The following is a 21,233-nucleotide window of genomic DNA, read 5'->3' as shown; positions in this document are numbered from 1 at the left end:
ATAATTACACATTCAGTTGACAGTAGGTATAAAGATTCTTATAATGTTAATAAATTGCATTTTCTAATCATTCAGTAAATTTAAGTAAAATAACCCACAATTTAAAACGAAAAGGCAAACTTGTTGAAAGACAACGACGCAAAACCACAGGTCTAAGGATTGATAAACAATCTACGATGGCTGGGTTACCGAATGGTTTAAGGACTGTTCCTCTGCGAATGGTCCTTTTTTTATAGGCACCTCACGAAAAACATATACAAAACTCACATTGGAAAGATTGGGGCTGATCATCCAATACCGTCTTTTGAAAAGATAGCCAATAAAAGGAGGGGAAAAAATGAATATCAAAAAATTAGTATCCCATATGCTGGTGGCTGCAGCTGTACTAAGCGGCTTTGCAGTTTCTCTCGCACCTACTCACACAAACGCGATGATTGTTGCTGAACAAAAACAACCTACTGCCCGTTATATGGTAGGAACAGTAGCAGGAACACAAGGAATTGAACAAGCTATTCAACAACTTGGTGGCACAATTGTTGATAAATGGACTTTTATCCATACGTACTTAGTGGAAATAGATCCGGACAAAGCACAGTCCATTCAGTCAGTCCCTGGCGTGGTTTTCGTTAACCAAGATGAAAAAGTGGTTGAAAACAAAGGATCTAGTAAAACCTCGGATGATAAGTTAATTGCCAATGTTTATCAGTCTGTCATCACTAGCGACAAAGTGCTTAAAAAAGGAATTACCGGTAAAGGGGTTACGGTAGCAGTTATTGATAGCGGGATTGCTAACGGTGCTCAATCGGACTTCAGAAAACGTATTACGGCAAATGCTAAATTTTCAACTGCCGGTAACATGTCGGATTCTTTCGGTCACGGTACGCACGTAGCGAGTATTCTTGGAGGCGACGGAACTCAAAGTAACGGAGTCTATCCTGGCGTTGCTCCTGGCGTTAATATTGTCAACGTCAAAGTGAGTGATGACGAAGGCAAAGCTGGCGAACAAAACTTAGTGGACGGTCTTCAATGGATTTATGACAACCATGAAAAATACAATATCCGCGTCGTGAATATCTCTAACCAAATTGCCACTCAGCAAAACTATAAAGAAAGTGCAACGAACGCGGCAGTTGAACTTCTTTGGCAAAAAGGAATCGTAGTTGTCGTGTCCGCAGGCAACCAAGGCGGCACAAGTTGTTCGACTTGTTATGCACCCGCAAACGATCCATTTGTCATTACAGTAGGATCTATAGATGATAAGGGTACAAAGGATACCGAAGATGATTCCTTAAAAAGCTGGTCGAGCAATGGGGTTACTTCAGAAGGATTTTCTAAACCAGAAGTTGTTGCACCTGGTTCTAAAATAACTGCTTATATGCCAAAAGGTGATTTGCGGGGATTAAAACCTGAAAATGTTGTAAGCAATGACTATTTCACCATGGGTGGCACGTCCATGTCGACACCAATGGTAAGTGGAATTGTCGCGTTAATGCTTGAACAAAATCCAAACTTGACTCCTGACCAAGTAAAATGGATCTTAAAGAAAACAACACGCACTTATGGAAAGCAACCTGCAGGTAGCGCTGGACTTGTCACTGCAGAGGCAGCTGTATTTTTTAATCCAAGTAATCTCCCAGCTAATGTTACTCAAAATTTCGAATTGTCTTCACTGATTACGTCTGCAACAGGCGACAATGCGAGTCTAGACACTCCGGATTCTTGGTCGAACATTGCATGGCGAAACGTCTCTTGGTCCAATATTGCTTGGAGGAATATTGCTTGGCGAAATAACTTTGATTAAACTGAAACGTTTCAGTAACTTGCAAGTCGGACATTCTAGTTTACTAAGCTAGCGAGTACTCGCTTCCCTATTGTATTCATTAGTGATTAGAACTGGACTTCTTGTCCATGAGGTGAATAGTGATGAATACCAAACATCCAAGAAAAGCCATATATTTTATCGTGCTGTCCAATATGCTAGCCCTTACTGTTTTCTTGGTTAGTTGGCAACTCGAGCCACCGCAACTATCTGATTTCGCTTCTATTACTTTTGTCATTTGGCTAACGCTGGTGATTGTTGCTAGACATGGTGGATTGTTCGATTTCGTCGATTCCAAGCTTTCTGCTGGGATGGGCTGTGTCGTTGAATTTGCGGCATTGATCATTTTGCCCTTTCCTTTATTTGCATTGAGTATTGTGATTTCATGTTTGGTCAACATCGCTTTTCGATTAAGAGAAAAGCACCCTGAACCATTCACGGGTCCTGATTTTAATGCTTCTGCGACCATCATTTCTGGGTTATTGGGGTACTCGATTTTTAGAGAAATATCCGGTACTAGCCCAGATTCCGAATTGCTGTTTACCATTGCGTTGTTGCTAGAAATGTTGGTTTTTGGTATCACGCGCATCTTTTTGATCAACACACTGATCAGTTTGGATGAAGGCATCGCTTGGAAATCAGCTCCGGTGATCAAAGTGAATACTGTGTCATCCGAAGGGATCTTGTTAATCACTGGCGCTATTTTAGCGATTACGTATCTTTACAACCCGTATTTAATCTTGTTTTTGATCGTTCCGGCACTACTCTTGCAAAATTTATTGCAAAAGGCTAATAGTGCTGAGTTGATCTACATTGATGCCAAAACCGGCATCCCCAATTACCGCCATTTTGATGAAAAGATAAATGAGTTGTACAAAAAGAGCCAAAAAAACAACACATCACTGTCATTGATTTTTGGGGATATGGATTTTCTTCGGAATATCAACAATACGTATGGCCATTCTACAGGCGATACTGCCATCATTGCAGTTGGAAAAGTGTTCAAGCAAAACCAAAAAGGCAAATTTACCGTGGCACGTTTTGGTGGCGAAGAGTTTGTCATGCTGTTGCCTGAAACGACGAAAGCAGAAGCTTTCCGCCACGCTGAAGCGATTCGGAAAAATGTGCAAAGCTTAGACGTCCGAAGCGAAGAAAACGACAAAGTGTCACTGACGATTAGCCTGGGCGTTGCAACCTATCCAGAAGACGCAGCAGATATTCATTCGTTGATAAAAACAGCGGATGAAGCGTTGTATGAAGCAAAACGCAAAGGAAGAAATGTCGTTAGCTTATACGAATTAGGTGAGGCTGAACGTTTCATCTTGGCCACTAAATAACATAACGACAAAAAAGACGATCTCGTAAAAGACATGTTTGATGCCTTTTACAAGATCGTCCTTTTTTATTTTACAAAAACAATAAACCTGCTCCAATTACCACGCCACTAACAACTAAGACGATGACACAAAAGCCCATGATGTCTTTCGCTTTGAGTCCGGCGATTGCCAGTGCTGGTAAAGCCCAGAATGGCTGAATCATGTTTGTCCATGCGTCGCCCCATGCAACTGCCATGGCCACTTTCGCCGGGTCACTGCCAAGCATTTCTGCAGCTTCTAACATAATCGGTGCTTGAACGGCCCATTGTCCACCGCCCGAAGGAACGAAAAAGTTGACGAGTCCTGCACTTAAAAATGCAAAAAGTGGGAACGTGTTTACCGTCGAAATATTGACGAACGCTTCTGAAATGACAGCTGCCAACCCAGACGCTGTCATCATCCCCATAATTCCTGCGTAAAACGGAAACTGCACGATAATCGCGCCGGCTCCTTTGACCGCTTCTTGAACGGCGACCAAATATTTGCGCGGTGTGCCGTGGAAAAGAATACCTAGGAACAAGAACATAAAGTTAACCACGTCGAGCGTTAACGCAAAGCCGTTGTTTGCAAAATAATAAACAATAAATGCAATACCTAAAACACCAATAACCATCGATAAGATCCAGCTGTTTTCCAATCGTTCTGCTGGTGTCATATTTGCTTTTGTCGGAAGTTCTTCAACCGTTGGCTCGATCAAAACTTTCGGGTCGACTGTGATTGTTTCTTCTTTACTTGGCATCATCATGCGATTTAATAACGGTACAATGATTAATAATGCAGCAACGATGATTAAGTTATAACTAGAAAAAATCGTTTCCGTCGTTGGGATAATGCCAATCTTGTCAACGAATGGATGTCCTTCTGTCGCAATCGATAACGGAATTGACCCAGAGAATCCTGCGTGCCATATCAAGAATCCTGAATACGCACTTGCAATCAATAAGCGGTAATCGACATTCTCTACGCGCTTCGCCAATTCTTTGGCGAACAAGGCACCAATAACCAAGCCAAAGCCCCAGTTGATCCAGCTTGCTGCTAGTGAGACGATTGTCACCCAGAGGATTGCGCTTCCTGGTGACTTCGCAAAACTCGCAAGCTTGCCTAACCCCTTTTTGAATATCGGGCTACTCGCTAGTACAAACCCGGTAACCAGTACGAGCACCATTTGCATCGAGAACGCTAGTAATGCCCAAAATCCTTCACCCCAAAACGCCACCATCTGAACAGGTGACGAATCCGTTAAGCCTAAGCCTAGCCCGAACACGACCACCGTCAAGATAATAACGAATAAAAATGGATCGGGTAAATAGCGCTCCATTAAATTATTCGAAAAACGTGTAATCCCTTTCATTTTTTGACTCCCCTTTTATCTAAATTTTCACTGCATTTCTAATGCTACCTTATTTTGCTCTTTTCGTGCATAAAAAATGGAATTTAAGAGCAATCTTTTTCTTAGAATATAAATAGCCCCTCAGCCTGTCTCCTTTATCCATCAAGGCAGATTGGGGGCGAAAACTCTTTAATTATAAAAACGTGTAGCTCGTTTCAGACTTGAACTCTTCTCCTACATGCAAGACGGACGATGGAAAATGCGAATGACGCGCCGAATCCGGTGGACTTTGTGTTTCAAAGCACATGCCAAGCTGATTTTGCGCTGCTGTCCCTCTAATCTTGTAAGGACCTCCAATATGATTGCCGGTATAAAACACTACTGCGGGTTCAGTTGTTTCAACCACTAACGTTCGGCCACTTGTTCGATCGGTTAATTGAACAGCTGGTTGATCTGAAGAGTTTAGTAAAAACGGATGATCATAACCGTTACCTGCTAATTGAGTTTGTGGATGTTCGGCTGTTATGGCTTCTCTGATGGTTTTGCCGTGACGAAAATCGAATAACGGGTCTTCAGTTACCGCGACTAGATTTCCAGTCGGCAGCAATTCCTCGTCAACGTCTAAATAATGGTCACTAGCCATTGTCAGTTCATGGTCTAACACGGTATTTTGAAGATTGCCGCTCAAATTGAAATAGGAATGGTTGGTCACGTTCAACAATGTGGTTTTGTCGGAGGTTGCTCGGTAAGAAATGACCAGTTGGTTGCTGTCGTTTTTCAGGCTATAGCGGACCATCATGGACAAGTTTCCTGGAAAGCCCTCTTCACCGTCCGGGCTGACATACGTAAATTCAATGATGGCTTCTTGGTCTGATGTGATAACTTTGGACTCCCAAATAACCGCATGTAAGCCTTGATCGCCGCCATGTAAATGATGGCCATTGGCATTTTTAGCGACTTGGTAACGAGTTTCATCCAGTGTAAATTCGCCGTCTTTTATCCGGCCAGCAAAGCGCCCCACCAATGCACCAAAAAAATGAGGATTGCTTTCATACTCTTCAAACGTATCAAAGCCTAGCACGACATTCTCAAATTTGCCGTTACGGTCTGGCGCAACGATTTCTGTAACGACGCAGCCATAATCCATACACGACACTTGAAAGCCTCTATCGTTAGTTAAGGTATACAACGTGACAGGTTTACGGTCTTTATGACCAAATAGTTTTTGACTAATCTCCATGTTCTGTTCATCCTCTCTTTTATGTTAGTTCAAAAACGTCCACTAATAGTAAAGTGACGGCGCCGATTAATGTTGCATCGTCTCCTAGTTTGGAGATTTCCACTGTCGTCTCGCTTGCAGCAGGCGTCAGTGCTGATGCTTTAATAGTGTTACGAACTTCCGGCAAGATAAATTGCTTCCCTGGGAGCGAAACAATTCCCACACAATTTATACAGATGAATAATACGAAAAAAACACACCAATAATATAGATGCAGCGGGTGCAGCAATGTATATGATATAAATTATAGCGTATTGTCGGAATCGTTTAGATTTTCCCTTCCCCTAGGACGTGATTTTATTTACTTAGCCGTATTATCTTGTTGTAAAACACAGTACAGATTAACCTCGATTAGTTATAGCAAGTTCAAGAAAAGGCTGTCCCCCAAAGTCAAAGAAATGACTTTAAGGGACAGCCTTTTTAACTAGATACGATGAGATAACTAGACTTAAAAATGTTCATTTCAGGCTTATGAGGTTGGCAGCTAAATGTACCCGCAATAACTTGATGTATGCCTCATTCTCTTCTTGATGAGGAGAATGACCGCTATTTTCAAATTTAACAAATTTATTGTTTGGAATTTTTTCAGCAAGTTCCTCAGAGCATTCTAGTGGTGTAACCCAATCATGAATGCCGACTGTTATTAATGTTGGCACTTTGATTTCGCTTAGTCGATCGCTAATGTTATACATTTTCTTATTCGTACTAAAAGCGAAATTATGTGTTTCATAATGCCAATAAATATTATTTAGCTTGGCTTCATTGTTGCCGGTATCTTCTACCGTATATAAAGGCAGAATGGCTCGAATCATTTCTTTAAATTCTTCGTTCGACCTTACCTCTCCGCCAAATAAGCGAGTTAACATTTCCTCATCTATACCTGGAAGATTACTAGCTAAAGCCTTATCAATTGATATGTAGTTATACTTGTCGTTCGCAGCCGTATCTCTTAATGTAATTGATTGAAGGTATTTTTGATACTTCAATGCATACTCCATTGTTAGATATCCTCCGTAACTCCCGCCAAGTATGTGTAGTTTCTCGATTTCCAAATACTCCCGCAGTGCATCAATATCATCTATCCATTGTTCATGTGTATAAGGACCTTTTTCTTCAGAACGTCCCGAGCCTCTCATGTCCATGAACACCAATTTGTACTGGTCTCCAAGAGCAGAAAATGCAGATACATCTCCCCTGGAGTCGCTCATCCCTGGTCCACCATGGATAAAGAAGATAGTTTCTCCATCTTCCTTGCCATGGATTTCATAATAGATTTCACACTCATTCAATGTTACTCGCATGCTTTCCCTCCTAAGCGATATTTTCCCGAATCTCTTTATCGGATAATTTCCCTTCGATAAAGTTCAATAAATATTCTTTATAGACTTCACTTTGTTCTCTAACCAAAGCATGACCATAGTTTTCAAATACAATATATGTCGAGTTCAGTATGCGATCTGCTATCAACTTTGAATATTCTGGTGGAATAATCCAGTCTCTTTTACCGGCTGTCACTAAAGCAGGCGTAGAGATTTTTGATAACTGCTCTTTTAAGTCAAAATCAATCAGACAAGTATTAAAGGCCGCATTATGTGTTTCAAAGTGATAATAGATTTGATTTACTTTTTCCTGTTGTTCTTCGATATTTTGATTTATTGTATATAAAGATACTATGCCATCATATAAGTATTTAAAGTCTTCATCAGATTCGACTTTCCCTTCAAATAATCGAACTAAATCTTCTGGCCCAATCTTCGTCTTGTCACTATTCACTGCATTTTCAATAGCCGCAAAATGATGTCGATTGTCAGGAGCAGTCACATTCAAAACTACAGACTGTGTGTTTTCTGGGAATTTCAATGCATATTCCTGCACAATGAACCCTCCGTATGAAGTGCCATGTAAAATAATCTTTTGAAAGCCGAGTTCTTGCCGTAATGAATCAATGTCTTGAATCCATTGCTCATGTGAAAAGGGCTGGACATCACCTGATCTCCCGGAACCTCTCATGTCTAGAAATACTTTTTGGTATGCCGGAGCAAAGTCGCTAAACGTTTGAACATCTCCTCTACAATCACCTAGCCCCGGGCCACCATGAATGAAAAAGATTGCTTCTTCTGACGTCGCATCCCCATGTATTTCATAGTACAAATCACAATCGTTAATCTTTTTAATCACCTTGTCATCTCCCTTTACTTTTTATGATGTTTTGGATCTAGTAAATCACGCAATCCATCTCCAAGGAAATTATAAGCAAGTACTACTAGAGTAATAGAGAGGCCAGGCAATACGCCTAAAATAGGTGCCGTCCAAATATATTGCTGTGCATTTTGCAACATATTCCCCCAAGTAGCGGTTGGTGGCTGAATACCTAATCCTAAATAGCTAATAGCACTCTCAGTTAAAATCGCCCACGCTATTCCCAATGTACTCGCAATAATGATTGTTGGAATGATTTGAGGAACAATGTGCTTGAATAAGGTCCGCATAGCATTAGACCCCATTGTCTTAGAGGCTTCAACAAATTCACTTTCTTTCCATTTCAACGTTTCTCCATAAACAACTCGAGCAATCTCCATCCATGAAGTAAATGCGATAACGAGGATTACCATGAATGGGCTCTTCCCTAATACAGTCAAGGCTACCAAGGCTAGGAAAAAGTTAGGAATAGACATCATAGCTTCCGTGAATCGCATTAAGATAATATCGATCCAGCCTCCAAAAAAGCCTGCCACAGCACCAATAATGCCACCCACTAAAACGGTAAAAACCATGGAGAAAAAACCGACAAGCAATGTGATTTGCCCGCCATACATTAATCTGGCAAGTACATCTCTTCCTAAATCATCCGTTCCTAGTGGATGTTCAGATGTCCAACTGGCTAATGAGTTGGCCGGATCCACAGATTCTGGACTAATCGTCCAAACGAATTGACCCAAAAATACACCTAAATGAACAAGCAGTAAAAAAACGAACGAAATAAAAGCAATCTTATTCTTGGCCAATTTTCTAAAAAAGTTTATAAAACCTCTTTCTTGAATTGGTAACTTTGCGACTCCCTCTTGGGTCAACTCACTCATCTTCATACCTCCTACAAAAAACTGCCTATACATTTCAGGTTAATTTATCCGATATTTTTCACTCTAGGATCAACTTTGGAATAAATGATATCAACTATAAAATTACTAAATATCACAAGGACTGTGGCAACTACCGTGACGCCCATCACCAAGTTATAATCACGGGATTGAGCTGCCTCTACAATCAGCCTTCCCATTCCAGGCCAGCCGAATACCGATTCTACAATTACCGTGCCACTTAACAATCTCGGAATCAAAACACCGATGATCGAAATAACTGGGATCAACGCATTGCGGAGTGCATGCGAATAAATAACTGTTTTTTCTTTCATGCCTTTTGCCCGAGCGGTTCTAACATAGTTTTGTGATACTACCTCTAACATTGAGGAACGTGTAAATCTGACTATTGTGGGTAAGGTAGCAGTAGATAAAATAATGACCGGCATGATCATTGACTTGAACTGGCCAACAAATCCTTCTCCAGTTCCAGCAGAAGGAAGCCATTGTAATTGAACAGAAAATAACAAGATCAACATAATCGCTAACCAAAAAGAAGGAATGGATAAACCGATTACACTGCCAAAGTTTATCGTATGATCTCGCCAGGTATTCCTATTGCGGGCAGAAATAATTCCTAATACCACACCAATAATCACTGAGAATATAATTGTCCAAAAAGCTAATTTTAACGTATGCGGAAACCGCTCTACAATTCGGTCCATAACTGGTTGCCCACTTGATAATGAAGGACCTAAATCTCCTTGGACCGCGTCTCCCAACCACTTCCCATACCTGACTGGAATTGGATCATTTAACCCCAATCTTTCAGAAAGTGCCGCTCTTTCTTCCGCTGTCGCATCCATTCGCATCATTGATGCAGGTCCACCCGGGGCTAAATTTATTAAAAAGAATGTAATTAGGGTTACGATTAAGATTAAAATCACAGATTGCCCAAAACGCTTTATCAAGAATTGAAGCATTCACTATGCACCTTCTTTCCTTCATAAGAGGGGCTGATCTACTGCCTAAGAAGTAGATCAGCCTTACCTTATAGGGATTATTCTGTTACAGACCATTCGTAGATATAGTGCAGGGCACCACCTACATACATATCTGGAACATTAGACAATCTATTACTGCGAATACTTAATTCTTTTGGATACCATAAGTAGATATAAGGTAAGTTCTCAGCCATATATTCCTGTACTTCGTCATATACTACAGCCCGCTCATCCGGGTCACTTGTAGATTGTCCTTTTTCCAGCAATTTATCCAATTCTTCACTTTGGTATCCTGGGATATTGTTTCCTGTCCCCGCGTTACTTGAGTGGTATTGTGCATAAATATCAGGATCGGATGGGTATGACCACCAGTTGAGGATCATGTCAAAATCACGATCGATAATGTTCTTTTGAATCATTGCATTCCATTCCATCGTGTTAAGTTCAACATCAAACCCAACATCCTTAAGGTATTGCTGAACCAATACAGCAATTTGTTCGAGATCTCCTTGAAGTGCAATGTCAAATTGGAATGTAAAGTCTTCTCCATCTTTATCAAGGATTCCATCACCATCTGTATCTTCCCAACCAGCTTCTTTTAATAGTTGTTTAGACTTTTCTGGGTCAAACTCATATGTCTTTAAATCTTCATTAAAGTATTGCTTTTGATCTGGTGTGATAGCAGCATTTGCAATTTCTCCGTAACCTTCTAGCACAGAATCGATAATGGTTTCTCTATCAATTGCGTGAAGCATAGCCTGTCTTACTTTTACATCCTGGAATTTCGGATTTTCCATATCCAACGAAATCCAGAAATAGCGTGTAATATCTGCTGTTACTAATTCAATATTTTCCGCTTGTTCAATTCTTGCTAATGACGATTTATCTTCCAGCACGAAAATATCCAGCTCATTGCTCAATGCTTGGGCAATTTGAGTGTTTACATCTGGCAAAATCTTAAATGTAACAGAATCTAGGTTCGGTTCACCATTATGATATTCAGCATTTTTAACAAGTTTTAAACTTTGACCTGAAATATATTCACCCATTTTAAATGAACCAATTCCAACTGGATTTTCTTTATTGAAATCCGTGAATTCCCATGGATCTTCCACACCTTCAAACTTATGTGCCGGAAGAATTTCCGAGTTGAATGCCAAGTATGCCGGCAAAGATGCGAATGGACTCTTCAAGTGGAATTCCACTGTATAGTCATCGACTTCTACTACTTTATCCAATGCTTTATAGTTAGAAGCACCGTTTGACCCTAATGAAGCATTTAATACTAGATCGTTAAATGTGAAAGCCACATCTTCTGCCGTAAATTCTTCACCATCGTGCCATTTGACGCCTTCTTTCAATTTAAATGTCCAAACCAAACCATCTTCAGATGTTGTCCATTCTTCAGCTAAATTTCCTACCGGCAAATTATCAAGTCCAGGTTTTGTAAGACCCTGGAATAAAACACGGTTTACGAGGTTGGATTCAGCATAGGCATTGGGATGCCACGGATTAAAAATTGGGTCGCCCACGATTGGAATGGATACATTTCCACCTTTGCTGACACCTTCTGTTTCTTTCCCACCACTTGATGATTCACCCGAAGTATTTGTATCACTAGAGCAACCGGCAATGAATAATATAAACACCATTAATAGCGTCGCTAATTTACTTTTCATCATGTTTCCCCCTTTTTAAAGTTATTTTGCCCATGTTTCTTTCAACACTCTGAAAATATTCGTTCCAATTACCTTTTTGATGTCTTCATGACTGTAACCGTGTTTAACTAACCAACGAATAATGTTCGGAAAACTCTCAGCAGGGTTTTCAATTCCTTCTACGTATTCCACTCGCTCCAAATCATCTTTTTGTGAACTCTTGATCGATAATTTTCCTGACAATAAATCATGTAACCCAACATGGTCCCCAAACAATGTATCAGGACCAAAAGCAACATGTTCAATCCCAACCAGATTTGCCGTGTATTCGAAATGTTCCATAAACGATTCAATATTGTGTCTCGGATGATTTTTTGTCACTGTGGAATGTGGCGCAGCTTCGATAGCAATCACTCCGCCTCTTGCAGCACAAGCTTTGATGACATCATCTGGCTTCATACGTCTCGTATCCCATAAAGCTCGCGCACCAGCATGGTTGATCGTTACTGGCTTAGAACTTGTTTCAATTGTATCCAGTGCTGTTTTGTCTCCGGAATGGGATACATCAATCGTGATTCCCAGCTTATTCATCCGGTGGACGGCTTGTTTACCAAATACTGATAACCCACTGTCATTTGGTTCTCTTAACCCTGAGCCAAGCATATTTGCTTCAGAATAAACTACACCCATCGTCCGAATCCCAAATCCATATAAAATATCCAATCGGTCCAACTCATTTTCGATCATAGAACAAGACTCTAATGCGCCAACAAAGGCGATTTTCCCTTCTTTCTTAGCGCGGTATAAATCATCTATACGCTTGGCCATAAATACCATGTCCTGATGCTCAATATCACTCATCCGAATTCCAAGGTCATGAATAACATCATTCCACTTCCACCCTGCTTGGGATGTGATCATGGCTGTACCATCCATGAAGTTTTCAAAAATAACGTCTAAACCTGAAATGCTTAATGCTTCATAACCTGTCCAATCACGCCCCTGTCTTCTGAACTCATAAAATTCATTAACATTTTCAGGTGTAACAAAAGTATGTTCGTGCATCGATACAATATTTTCTTCTGCGAGAATTCCCTGTACGATTTCTTCCTGATCTTCACTGACCGGATATGTATACGCGGGTACACGGCCTATTTCTTTTGCTAATTTATATTCCTGGTAGTCTACCCCACTTTCCAAGTACTGAAAGGATTTGTATCCATCGTAATTCTTTTTATTCGAGTTTGAATATTCCGTCTTTTTCATGTAATATTAGCTCCTCTTATTTTTTATTTTGTATTTCTAAATCAATGGATAATGACACGCGACTAATCTTCCTGGTAAAATTTCTCTTAACTCTGGAGAAACTTCTTTGCACTTGTCACTAGCAATCGGACATCTAGTGTGGAATCTACATCCCGATGGCGGATTGGAAGGCGAAGGTATTTCACCTTTTAATATCAATTTCTCCCTTCTCGATCTTGGATTTGGATTTGGATTGGTCTGAATAAGAGCATTTGTATAGGGATGCGCCGGTCTACTGTAGATATCTTCTACATTTCCGACTTCAACCAATTTACCTAAATACATCACCCCAACACGATCTGAAATATAGCGGACAATGTTTAATCCATGGGCTATGAATAGATACGTGAGTCCTAATTCTTTTTGTAAATCTTTCATTAAATTCACTACTTGTGCTTGAACAGACACGTCTAATGCGGATACTGCTTCATCCGCTAAGATAAACTTCGGATTTAACGCTATGGCTCTGGCAATTCCTATCCGCTGCCTTTGTCCGCCTGAAAATTCATGGGAATAACGATTTCGTCTACTTGGATCTAAACCTACCAATTCCATTAACTCGATTACCCGTTCCACTCTCTCCTTTCCTCTATATAAATTATTAATATCCAGAGGCTCTGCTATTAAGTCGATAACTTTCATTCTTGGGTTTAACGAGCCGAAAGGATCTTGATAGATGACCTGCATATCCTTTCTAACGTCTTTCATTTGTTGTCTATTCATGGCGGTAATATCCTTACCATCAAAGGAAATGGTTCCCTCATCAGGTTCCTGAATCCTTAACAAGGCTCGGCCTAATGTCGATTTACCAGACCCGGATTCCCCAACCAATGAGAACGTCTCCCCTTCAAATATTTCCAAAGAAATATCATCGACTGCTTTGACGTATTTTACTTCTCTGCTCAAAATCCCAGATTTAACAGGGAAATATTTTTTTATATGATCCGCTTTTAAAATAATTTTTTTCTGATTCTGTGTATCATCCAACCTTAGCTTTACTTCCACACTGTCAATCATGCTATAGCCCCCTCTAATTTAACTCTCTACTATAGTATTTCCACCTTCTCTCCTCGGCTTTTCTCTAAAACATCATTTATATTCCAGCAAGCGACCAACCGGTCATTCTCTTTAACTAAAGGTGGCACTTCTGTTAAACACTTATCAGTAGCGAAATCGCATCTCGGATGAAATCTGCATCCGGTTGGAAGATTATTTAAGCTTGGGATTGTCCCTCTGATTGAATACAATCTTTCATCTGTAGTTGCTTCAGCTGAAGGAATGGATTGCAAAAGACCTTTAGTATAGGGGTGAGTTGGTTCGTCAAACAATTGATAAACAGTTCCTTGTTCCACGATTTTTCCTGCATACATCACAACGATATAGTCAGCCATTTCAGCAGCTACACCCATATCGTGGGTGATCAAAATAATCGACATATTGATTTTGTCTTTCAACTCCGTCAATAAGTTCAAAATCTGTGCTTCAATCGTGACATCTAGCGCAGTTGTTGGTTCATCTGCTATCAAAAGTTTAGGGTTGGACGATAAGCCAATGGCAATCATGACCCGCTGGCGCATTCCACCGGATAGTTCATGTACATATTGCTTCATGCGATCTTGCGCATCGTTTATCCCAACTAAATTCAGCAGCTCACAAGATCGGTTCCACGCTTCTTTTTTACTAAATCCTTGATGCAATTGAAGACCTTCCATCAGCTGTTGGCCAATTGTAAATACCGGATTTAACGCAGTCATTGGTTCTTGAAAAATAATCGACATTTCACTGCCTCTTATTTTCCTCATTTCTTCTGCGCTTTTAGTCGCCAGGTCTTCACCCTCAAACAGTATTTGGCCATCTGTAATTTTTCCGTTTTCAAACTCTAAAAGCCTCATAATGGCTAAGCTGGTGACGCTTTTCCCACTGCCGGATTCTCCAACGATACATACGGTTTGTCCTTCTTCTACTTGAAAAGATGCCTGGTCGAGGGGTCTGACACTTCCATCTTCTGTTTTGAATTCAACACTTAGATTTTTCACTTCCAATAATGTTTTCAAAAAATCAGCCTCCCTTTAGCTCTTCAATGAACCATTAAAATACAACCGGTGTAATGACTCCCAATAATTCAGTTTCTTCATCATCCAGTAAATTTTCGCCGAAATGGTCAAGACTGGAAGGGAAGTGAATTGAATCTCCTTCATAGATAAAATATTCCTTATTATCAATTGTAAATTTTGCCGCGCCTTTCAATACATAGTAAAATTCTTCACCGGCAAATTGAAAACTGTCTTTCTTTTTTTGACTAGGCGCCAGCGTAAGGATGTAAGGTGCTAATATTCGCTGGTTGAAGTTTCCGGAAAGATTGGAGTAGATGGTTTCTAAGCCTTCTACTTGAAACACCCGTCTATCTTCTTTCTTTGTCATGTAACTATATGATTCACTTTTATCGTCTTCAAAAAATATTGATATATTCACTTTTAATGCTTCAGCTATTTTTTTTAAAGAACTAATCGCGAGGTTTGAAGATCCATTTTCTACTTGTGATAAAAAACTTGTTGATAACGAAGTGGCTTCGCTTAAATCCTTTAAAGTCATTTTTGCTTTTTTACGTAATTCCTTTACTCTTACTGCAATGTCGTCCAATTTAGTTCCTCCTAGAAAATATGTTTCATTTTTAAACGATTGTAAATTTTGTTCCATTTTTACTGTATTAGTGTATTTATTCAGTATGAGTGAACTTTTTAATAGTATATCATCATTAAAATAAAAAACAATAATATTTTCAGATTATTTTAATTATTGACTCAAAAAATTTTTATGCATCAATTTTGAATACAATAAACTCTTTCTACTTAGGAATAGTGTTTAAATGCGAATTTCAACATATTTAATTACACTTTTAAGTGTTTTTATACATTTAGATATTCCTTTCAATGTGATTGGAATATTTGCTTTGTTATTTTATTAGACAATACAAAAAACCTCTTTTTTTAACTATATAAAAACCCAAGAACCATTTGCCTCTTCGGCAAACGTTCTTGGGTTTATTCCTTACATGATTCTTTTATAAGTCTTCTTCGGTTTTATTCGTATCTTCAACAACTTCTTCTTTTTGCAGCACTGGCATTGTTGCAACCGGTGCTTGTGGAGCCGGTTGGTTGTTGCGGTTGACGTAGGACTTCAGCAATTCGCCGATGTCGATACCGGTCATTTCTTTGAGCGGCTCTTGCATGTCGACCATGGTTTTCGTGACACTCTTGCCGAATGACGGGATGCCTTGGCCGTTGCCGGAATCAATGATTTTCACCGATTCGATATTGCTTAGTGGCAAAGCAACTTTCTCTGCAAATACTGGCAGCATGTCGATTAGTTTTTCGGTGATGATGACGTCGCCATGTTCTTCCATTGCTTCAGCAAGTAGTTTACGAGACTCGGCTTCGGCTTTACCACGTTCGCGAATAACTTCAGCTTCTGCGGCACCTTCGTCACGTTTGATCTTCGCTTTTGCTTCCCCGTCAATGACTGCTCGGCGCGCGTCGGCTTCAGCGGAACGCGTTGTTTCGTAGTACGTGGCATCGGCTTTTGTTTTGCGCACCTTGCTTTCTTCTTCTTCGAGTTTAACTGCGCGTTCACGTGCCGCGAATTGCATACTGAGCTCTTCGTCCTGGATTTCCATCGCAAGTTTCGCTTTTTCGAGCTCATACGATTGCTCGGACTTGGCACGCGCACGTTCGGTTTCTTCTTTGAACGCAGCATCTTTAATGTCTTTTTCTTTTTTCGATTGAGCCGTTGAAATTTGGCGTTTGTATTCTTCTTCTTTCGCTTCTTGGTCGGTTTGTGCGCGGTGAATACGTGTTTCACGTTCCGTGTTGGCTTCCGCAATTTCAGCTAGCTTGCGCACTTCGGCAATACGCGGGCGACCTAAGTTTTCTAAGTAGCCGTTGTCTTCATCGGCATCACGCAAATCAGTTAAACCGAGTGACGTGATTTTAAAGCCCATCAAGTCTAGTTGTTTTTGAGCAACGTCTTGCACATCCGTATTGAATTTTTCGCGGTCGCTATTGATATCTTCCACTGTCATTTTCGATAGAATGGCACGTAAATTACTGCCAAGTACTTCGATAATTTCCGTTTCAATTTCTTCTTGTTTTTTGCCAAGAAACTGCTCGGCGTAATTGGCAATACCGTTTAACGTATCAGCGACTTTGACCATGGCAACAGCGTCCGCCACAATCGGCACACCCGCATTTGTGTAGACACGCGGTGTTGCGAGTTTTAATTGGAATGACGTCAAACTAACCGGCGTCGACGTTTGGAAGCGTCTTAAAAGATAGCCACCGCCCCGAATGATTTTCATCGAACGACCTTCGTCGTCGTTGAAAATATTCGTGTCTTTTTCTGGATCTCCTAATTTTGGTCCCGTGATGATCAACGCTTCATTGGATTTCGCAGTGCGGTAACGGATTTTCATCCAGAAAAAATACCCAACCCCTACGATTGCTGCGATAATGACTAACGCAATAATGACTGTAATAATTCCTAATGACTGCATGTTCTTTCCACTCCCCTTTGGCTAATTGACGCACGATCTTTCAAGCTTGTGATGGTGGCCTATAATATATATACGATTGAACTGTCTAAATGTTTCAATAAAACCAAATATTCCTACTGGATTTTTTTGTCTTCTCTACAACATGTTAGTGGTAATAAGATGAAACCCTTAGCTTGTTCTTTCGTATTACTCATTATAAGGACTTCGTAATTTGAGAGGAGTGACGATATGGGACTCGTTCGGTGGCTATTTTTTAAGAAGAACCATTTGGCTTATACTGCTTTTGGTGACGACATGTACTATCAAGCGGTCGACTGTCTTCGCGCACAAGGCATCGGCTATGACGCGGTACTAAAAGTGAACGCCAATGTTCATGGCACTGAAGGTCATATCGGCTCTTCGCATATGCGCGACGCTGTGACAAACACGACTCAATACGATTTGTATGTAGAGAAAAAAGATCAGCATCGTGCGCAACAAGCGCTGAACGGGTAAAGGAGAGATAACTTTGGAAATTGGTTTCTACTTAATGATTACGATTATTTTTACTGGATCGATTCTTCTCGCTGCTTTCGATATTCAAAGAAAATCCGAGATCAAGCTCGCTGATATTCAATTGCAGCGGGAAAAGCTTGCTTTGGAGCACAAACAACTAGAGAAGCTGACACAAGATTAAATCGAAAAAGGCGTTTCAAGCGAGTCGCGCTTGAAACGCCTTTTTCTTGTTTTGGGTAATTCGGGGTTGGGGTGGTGTTTTGTGGTCGAGTTGCAAACAAACTAGTCTATCCCACAAACAACGATCCGGATAGCGCAAACAAATCGCTCATTGGCGCAAACAACGCGTCGCTTCCTGCAAACAAACTACGACAAGCCGCAAACAACGATCGATTTCTCACCCAATTCCCCCGTTCAAAACTCGTCATACTATAAAAACCAGCCACGAGGGCTGGTTTCCTATTAACTATTCAACTCTTTATTCATTTTCTGCGCTTGATTTTTAAAGTAGAAATAAAAAGCTAACCAGAACAACAAGTAGAAAACCACAAAGGTTCCAAGGATTGATAGAAAGCCTTCTACAGTAAAGGGGACCCAACCGATTCCGAATGCCAATACGAAATACAACACAATGACAATGATGAAATGCGTCACTGTCTGACGACGCAATGACCAGTTGTGTTGATCAAAAATCAGACTGCTGACTGCGAAAAACCAACCGCATAGCATACTGCCTAACGAGTTTTGCATGAACGAACCGCTATCCAACGTTTCTTGCCCACTTAAAATGACGCTATACGTTATGAGAATGCTGAAAAAAGCACCAAAGCATATTCCAACAATACTGCGGATCAAAAAAGTTTTCATTTTCCTTTCCTCCTATTCATTTTCAAGGATTCTTTAATGCTGTTGACGTAATTCCGTGACACGTACTCTTTTGCGCCTGAATTAAAATAAACGCACAGTGTTCCGTTAAAAGATGCTTCAAAGCGACTTAATTCGTCCAGATTGGCGATGACTGATTTTGACAGTCGGATAAACTGACTCGATGGAAACATTTCTTCTAATTCATACAGCTTTTCTTTCAAGCGAAATTCGCCTTTAGCCGTTACCGCCGTGACATTATCACTGTTCGCGTGGAAATAATGAATGTCCGCTGGCTTCAAAATGTGTTGCATATCACCGTCTCGTCCAACGAGAAAACGCGTCTCTTCTTGCCTATTGATAAAATCGATAATACTTTTAATCGAATCGTCCATTCCCTTACATTCAATGGTTACTTTCGTCTCTTCAAATTGACTATCGATATTCAAAGATACTTTCATCTGACCTCACCTCTTATCTCTCGATATTAAAATCCTTATCGATCATCTACTTATAATCCAAGTTTATGCTACTATCCATTCTTTGTCTGTGCTTTTCCGGTAACACGCAGAAATCACCACGTAAGGTGTAGCGATTGCTTTGTCACATACAAAAAAACAGGCCAACTGACCTGTTTTTTTGAGGAGTGCTTATTTTTTTTGAGTCGTTTGTGGTCGAGTTGCAAACAAACTAGTCTATCCCGCAAACAACGAGCCGGATAGCGCAAACAAATCACTCATTGCTGCAAACAACGCGTCGCTCCCCGCAAACAAACCCGCGTATTCCGCAAACAACGTCACTCACGCCTCCTGCTTTCGCGCTTTAACTAACGAAGTCACACCAGAAATCACCAAAACAATGCCGAAAACGAAGAAAATTCGAGAAAATATTTCGAGTCCGACTGTTGGCGACGACATGAATACACCACTCACGACAAAAAGTCCCACTCCGCACGCTAAATAAAACACGCTCAACGCGATTTTGTTTTTTCTAAAGATCCATGAAGCGAGTTGCAACAGTAAAATAAATGCAGAAATAAACATGATTATCGGAAACAACGGCTCGAATTTCGCGGCGTACACTAAGTAATCAATGGTCAAAATATCGGCTGCCGATTCAACGCCGCCGTTTAACCAATTGCTAAAGATCGCAGAGTACGGCCATTCCCAAGAGACATCGTCTAACTGGCTACCTTCGTACAAACTCAAGAAAGTGGCGACGGCGAAAAAGATTAACGCGCCGAAAAACAATATCACTTCTCGCATATTTCTCGTTGAACGTTCTTGCATACACATCTCTCCTTTTTGTAACTCTCCCTTTCACCTTACCAATAATTTACCAAAAAAAGAAGAGAAACCCATGGGTTCCTCTCTTCTTTTATTCGCATTAAATTGGTTCTGCTTCAAACGAGTCGTCGCTAATTTCGCCGACGATTTCTTCTAAAATGTCTTCCATTGTTACAAGTCCAGTCATAGCACCGTCTTTTGTGATGATGGCCATATGCGTGTGGCTTTGCTGCATATTGGTCAACACTTTTTGAATAGGTGTCGTTTCTGGGAAACGCGACATCTCGTGGATAAACGATTCCGGATTTTGCGTTCTTCCTGCTGCCATGCTCGTTAACAATTCTTTCGTGTTAATAAAACCGATGAGGTTGTTTTCATTGCCATAGTCGGCTACGGGGTAACGGGTAAATTGGTGTTTATCCAATACTTTAAAAAGTTCAGAGCGCGTCAGGTGACTATCGACTGACACGATTTCCGCTTTTGGGATCATGATGTTGCGAACAATGCGATCGTCAAAAGCGAAGATGTTTTTCAAATACGTTAGCTCGGTTTGATTGATCTCGCCGCTTTGAAAGCTTTCCGCCATAATAAGCTTTAACTCTTCTTCCGAATGAGCTTCTTCGTGGCCGGCTGGCTCTACTTTGAATAAACGCAACAACAATCGTGCTGAACCATTCATCAACCAAATAAACGGATTCATGATTTTACCGAACCAATAAAGCGATGGTGCCAGCAATAGCGTAACTTTTTCAGCATATTGAATTGCCAAGGTTTTCGGCGCCAATTCACCGATTACAACGTGTAAAAACGTCACGATTGTAAGTGCGATAGCATACGACAAAATGGTTGATAACGCTGCGGGAACATCGAACGCTTCAAATAACGGGTGTAGCATGCGTTCGACGGTCGGCTCTCCTAATGCACCAAGGGCGAGTGCCGTAATCGTGATTCCTAGCTGACAAGCAGATAAGTAATAATCCAACTCATTGGTTACTTTTTTTGCGAGTACGGCTTTTTTATTTCCTTCAGCGATCAATTGGTCGATTCTCGACATGCGCACTTTTAAAATGGCGAATTCGGCACCGACGAAAAAGGCAGTTGCGATAATTAATAACGCAATAAGTAGTAAACTAATGACTATTTGTCCGTCCAATTGGTCTCCCTCAAATGAGGGATTCACCTCCATTAATG

21 protein-coding genes and 1 riboswitch are annotated in these 21,233 nt (G+C 40.6%); of the genes, 4 read left to right on the top strand and 17 right to left on the bottom strand.

Annotated features, from left to right (window positions below; all coding sequences use genetic code 11):
• The first annotated feature begins 103 nt into the window (after positions 1-103).
• A riboswitch (cyclic di-GMP riboswitch) is annotated at positions 104-193 on the top strand.
• Positions 194-337: 144 nt separating this feature from the next.
• Both MLE13_RS10470 and MLE13_RS10465 read left to right on the top strand, forming a co-directional pair.
• On the top strand, positions 338-1,801 hold the full coding sequence (locus MLE13_RS10470) for a S8 family peptidase (protein ID WP_240749657.1): 1,464 nt from the start codon (positions 338-340) through the stop codon (positions 1,799-1,801).
• Positions 1,802-1,923: 122 nt separating this feature from the next.
• Positions 1,924-3,156 (top strand): GGDEF domain-containing protein, encoded by a 1,233-nt coding sequence (locus MLE13_RS10465; RefSeq protein ID WP_240749656.1) that lies wholly within the window; start codon positions 1,924-1,926, stop codon positions 3,154-3,156.
• A 70-nt stretch (positions 3,157-3,226) separates the two neighbouring features.
• On the opposite strand, the gene MLE13_RS10460 is transcribed toward MLE13_RS10465, so the two are convergent.
• The 13 genes from MLE13_RS10460 to MLE13_RS10400 all read right to left on the bottom strand — a co-directional run bounded on the left by MLE13_RS10460 (position 3,227) and on the right by MLE13_RS10400 (position 17,397).
• Positions 3,227-4,546, bottom strand: coding sequence for a short-chain fatty acid transporter (locus MLE13_RS10460; protein ID WP_240749655.1), 1,320 nt, complete (start codon positions 4,544-4,546; stop codon positions 3,227-3,229).
• A 172-nt stretch (positions 4,547-4,718) separates the two neighbouring features.
• A complete protein-coding gene (locus tag MLE13_RS10455; protein ID WP_240749654.1) occupies positions 4,719-5,765 on the bottom strand; it encodes an aldose epimerase family protein in 1,047 nt (348 codons plus the stop codon).
• A 19-nt stretch (positions 5,766-5,784) separates the two neighbouring features.
• Positions 5,785-5,931: a hypothetical protein gene (locus MLE13_RS10450; RefSeq protein ID WP_240749653.1), complete on the bottom strand. Its 147-nt coding sequence runs from the start codon at positions 5,929-5,931 to the stop codon at positions 5,785-5,787.
• A gap of 331 nt (positions 5,932-6,262) precedes the next feature.
• Entirely contained in the window at positions 6,263-7,105 is an 843-nt protein-coding gene (locus tag MLE13_RS10445; RefSeq protein WP_240749652.1) for an alpha/beta fold hydrolase, read from the bottom strand.
• Positions 7,106-7,115: 10 nt separating this feature from the next.
• Positions 7,116-7,982, bottom strand: a complete 867-nt coding sequence (locus MLE13_RS10440) for an alpha/beta fold hydrolase (protein WP_240749651.1) — start codon at positions 7,980-7,982, stop codon at positions 7,116-7,118.
• A gap of 14 nt (positions 7,983-7,996) precedes the next feature.
• Positions 7,997-8,884 (bottom strand): ABC transporter permease, encoded by an 888-nt coding sequence (locus MLE13_RS10435; RefSeq protein WP_240749650.1) that lies wholly within the window; start codon positions 8,882-8,884, stop codon positions 7,997-7,999.
• A gap of 44 nt (positions 8,885-8,928) precedes the next feature.
• Positions 8,929-9,864, bottom strand: a complete 936-nt coding sequence (locus tag MLE13_RS10430) for an ABC transporter permease (RefSeq protein WP_240749649.1) — start codon at positions 9,862-9,864, stop codon at positions 8,929-8,931.
• Positions 9,865-9,941: 77 nt separating this feature from the next.
• Positions 9,942-11,564 carry an ABC transporter substrate-binding protein gene (locus MLE13_RS10425; protein WP_240749648.1) on the bottom strand — a complete coding sequence of 541 codons (1,623 nt, stop codon included), beginning with the start codon at positions 11,562-11,564 and terminating at the stop codon, positions 9,942-9,944.
• A 21-nt stretch (positions 11,565-11,585) separates the two neighbouring features.
• Positions 11,586-12,809: a dipeptidase gene (locus MLE13_RS10420; protein WP_240749647.1), complete on the bottom strand. Its 1,224-nt coding sequence runs from the start codon at positions 12,807-12,809 to the stop codon at positions 11,586-11,588.
• 36 nt (positions 12,810-12,845) lie between these two features.
• Positions 12,846-13,865: an ABC transporter ATP-binding protein gene (locus tag MLE13_RS10415; protein ID WP_240749646.1), complete on the bottom strand. Its 1,020-nt coding sequence runs from the start codon at positions 13,863-13,865 to the stop codon at positions 12,846-12,848.
• Positions 13,866-13,894: 29 nt separating this feature from the next.
• Entirely contained in the window at positions 13,895-14,902 is a 1,008-nt protein-coding gene (locus tag MLE13_RS10410; RefSeq protein WP_240749645.1) for an ABC transporter ATP-binding protein, read from the bottom strand.
• A gap of 34 nt (positions 14,903-14,936) precedes the next feature.
• Positions 14,937-15,488, bottom strand: a complete 552-nt coding sequence (locus MLE13_RS10405) for a helix-turn-helix domain-containing protein (RefSeq protein WP_240749644.1) — start codon at positions 15,486-15,488, stop codon at positions 14,937-14,939.
• A 421-nt stretch (positions 15,489-15,909) separates the two neighbouring features.
• A complete protein-coding gene (locus MLE13_RS10400; RefSeq protein WP_240749643.1) occupies positions 15,910-17,397 on the bottom strand; it encodes a flotillin family protein in 1,488 nt (495 codons plus the stop codon).
• Between the two features lie 228 nt (positions 17,398-17,625).
• Here MLE13_RS10400 and MLE13_RS10395 point away from each other — a divergent pair, with 228 nt between their 5' ends.
• Positions 17,626-17,892 carry a hypothetical protein gene (locus MLE13_RS10395; RefSeq protein WP_240749642.1) on the top strand — a complete coding sequence of 89 codons (267 nt, stop codon included), beginning with the start codon at positions 17,626-17,628 and terminating at the stop codon, positions 17,890-17,892.
• A gap of 13 nt (positions 17,893-17,905) precedes the next feature.
• Entirely contained in the window at positions 17,906-18,073 is a 168-nt protein-coding gene (locus tag MLE13_RS10390; protein ID WP_240749641.1) for a hypothetical protein, read from the top strand.
• Between the two features lie 281 nt (positions 18,074-18,354).
• On the opposite strand, the gene MLE13_RS10385 is transcribed toward MLE13_RS10390, so the two are convergent.
• The 4 genes from MLE13_RS10385 to MLE13_RS10370 form a co-directional block, all read right to left on the bottom strand.
• Positions 18,355-18,759, bottom strand: a complete 405-nt coding sequence (locus MLE13_RS10385) for a DUF3021 domain-containing protein (protein ID WP_240749640.1) — start codon at positions 18,757-18,759, stop codon at positions 18,355-18,357.
• A complete protein-coding gene (locus MLE13_RS10380; protein WP_240749639.1) occupies positions 18,756-19,217 on the bottom strand; it encodes a LytTR family DNA-binding domain-containing protein in 462 nt (153 codons plus the stop codon). Before MLE13_RS10380 ends, MLE13_RS10385 begins: the two co-directional genes overlap by 4 nt.
• Positions 19,218-19,556: 339 nt before the next feature.
• The gene (locus tag MLE13_RS10375; protein WP_240749638.1) at positions 19,557-20,045 is read right to left on the bottom strand and encodes a DUF4306 domain-containing protein; all 489 of its coding nucleotides are present in this window, start codon (positions 20,043-20,045) and stop codon (positions 19,557-19,559) included.
• Between the two features lie 97 nt (positions 20,046-20,142).
• Positions 20,143-21,195, bottom strand: coding sequence for a hemolysin family protein (locus MLE13_RS10370; RefSeq protein WP_240749637.1), 1,053 nt, complete (start codon positions 21,193-21,195; stop codon positions 20,143-20,145).
• Positions 21,196-21,233 lie beyond the last annotated feature (38 nt).

Source organism: Planococcus halocryophilus, assembly GCF_022489025.1.
Lineage (GTDB): Bacteria > Bacillota > Bacilli > Bacillales_A > Planococcaceae > Planococcus > Planococcus halocryophilus_A.
Note: the sequence above shows the minus strand (reverse complement) of the source record. Positions and strands in the feature narration are given on the sequence as shown.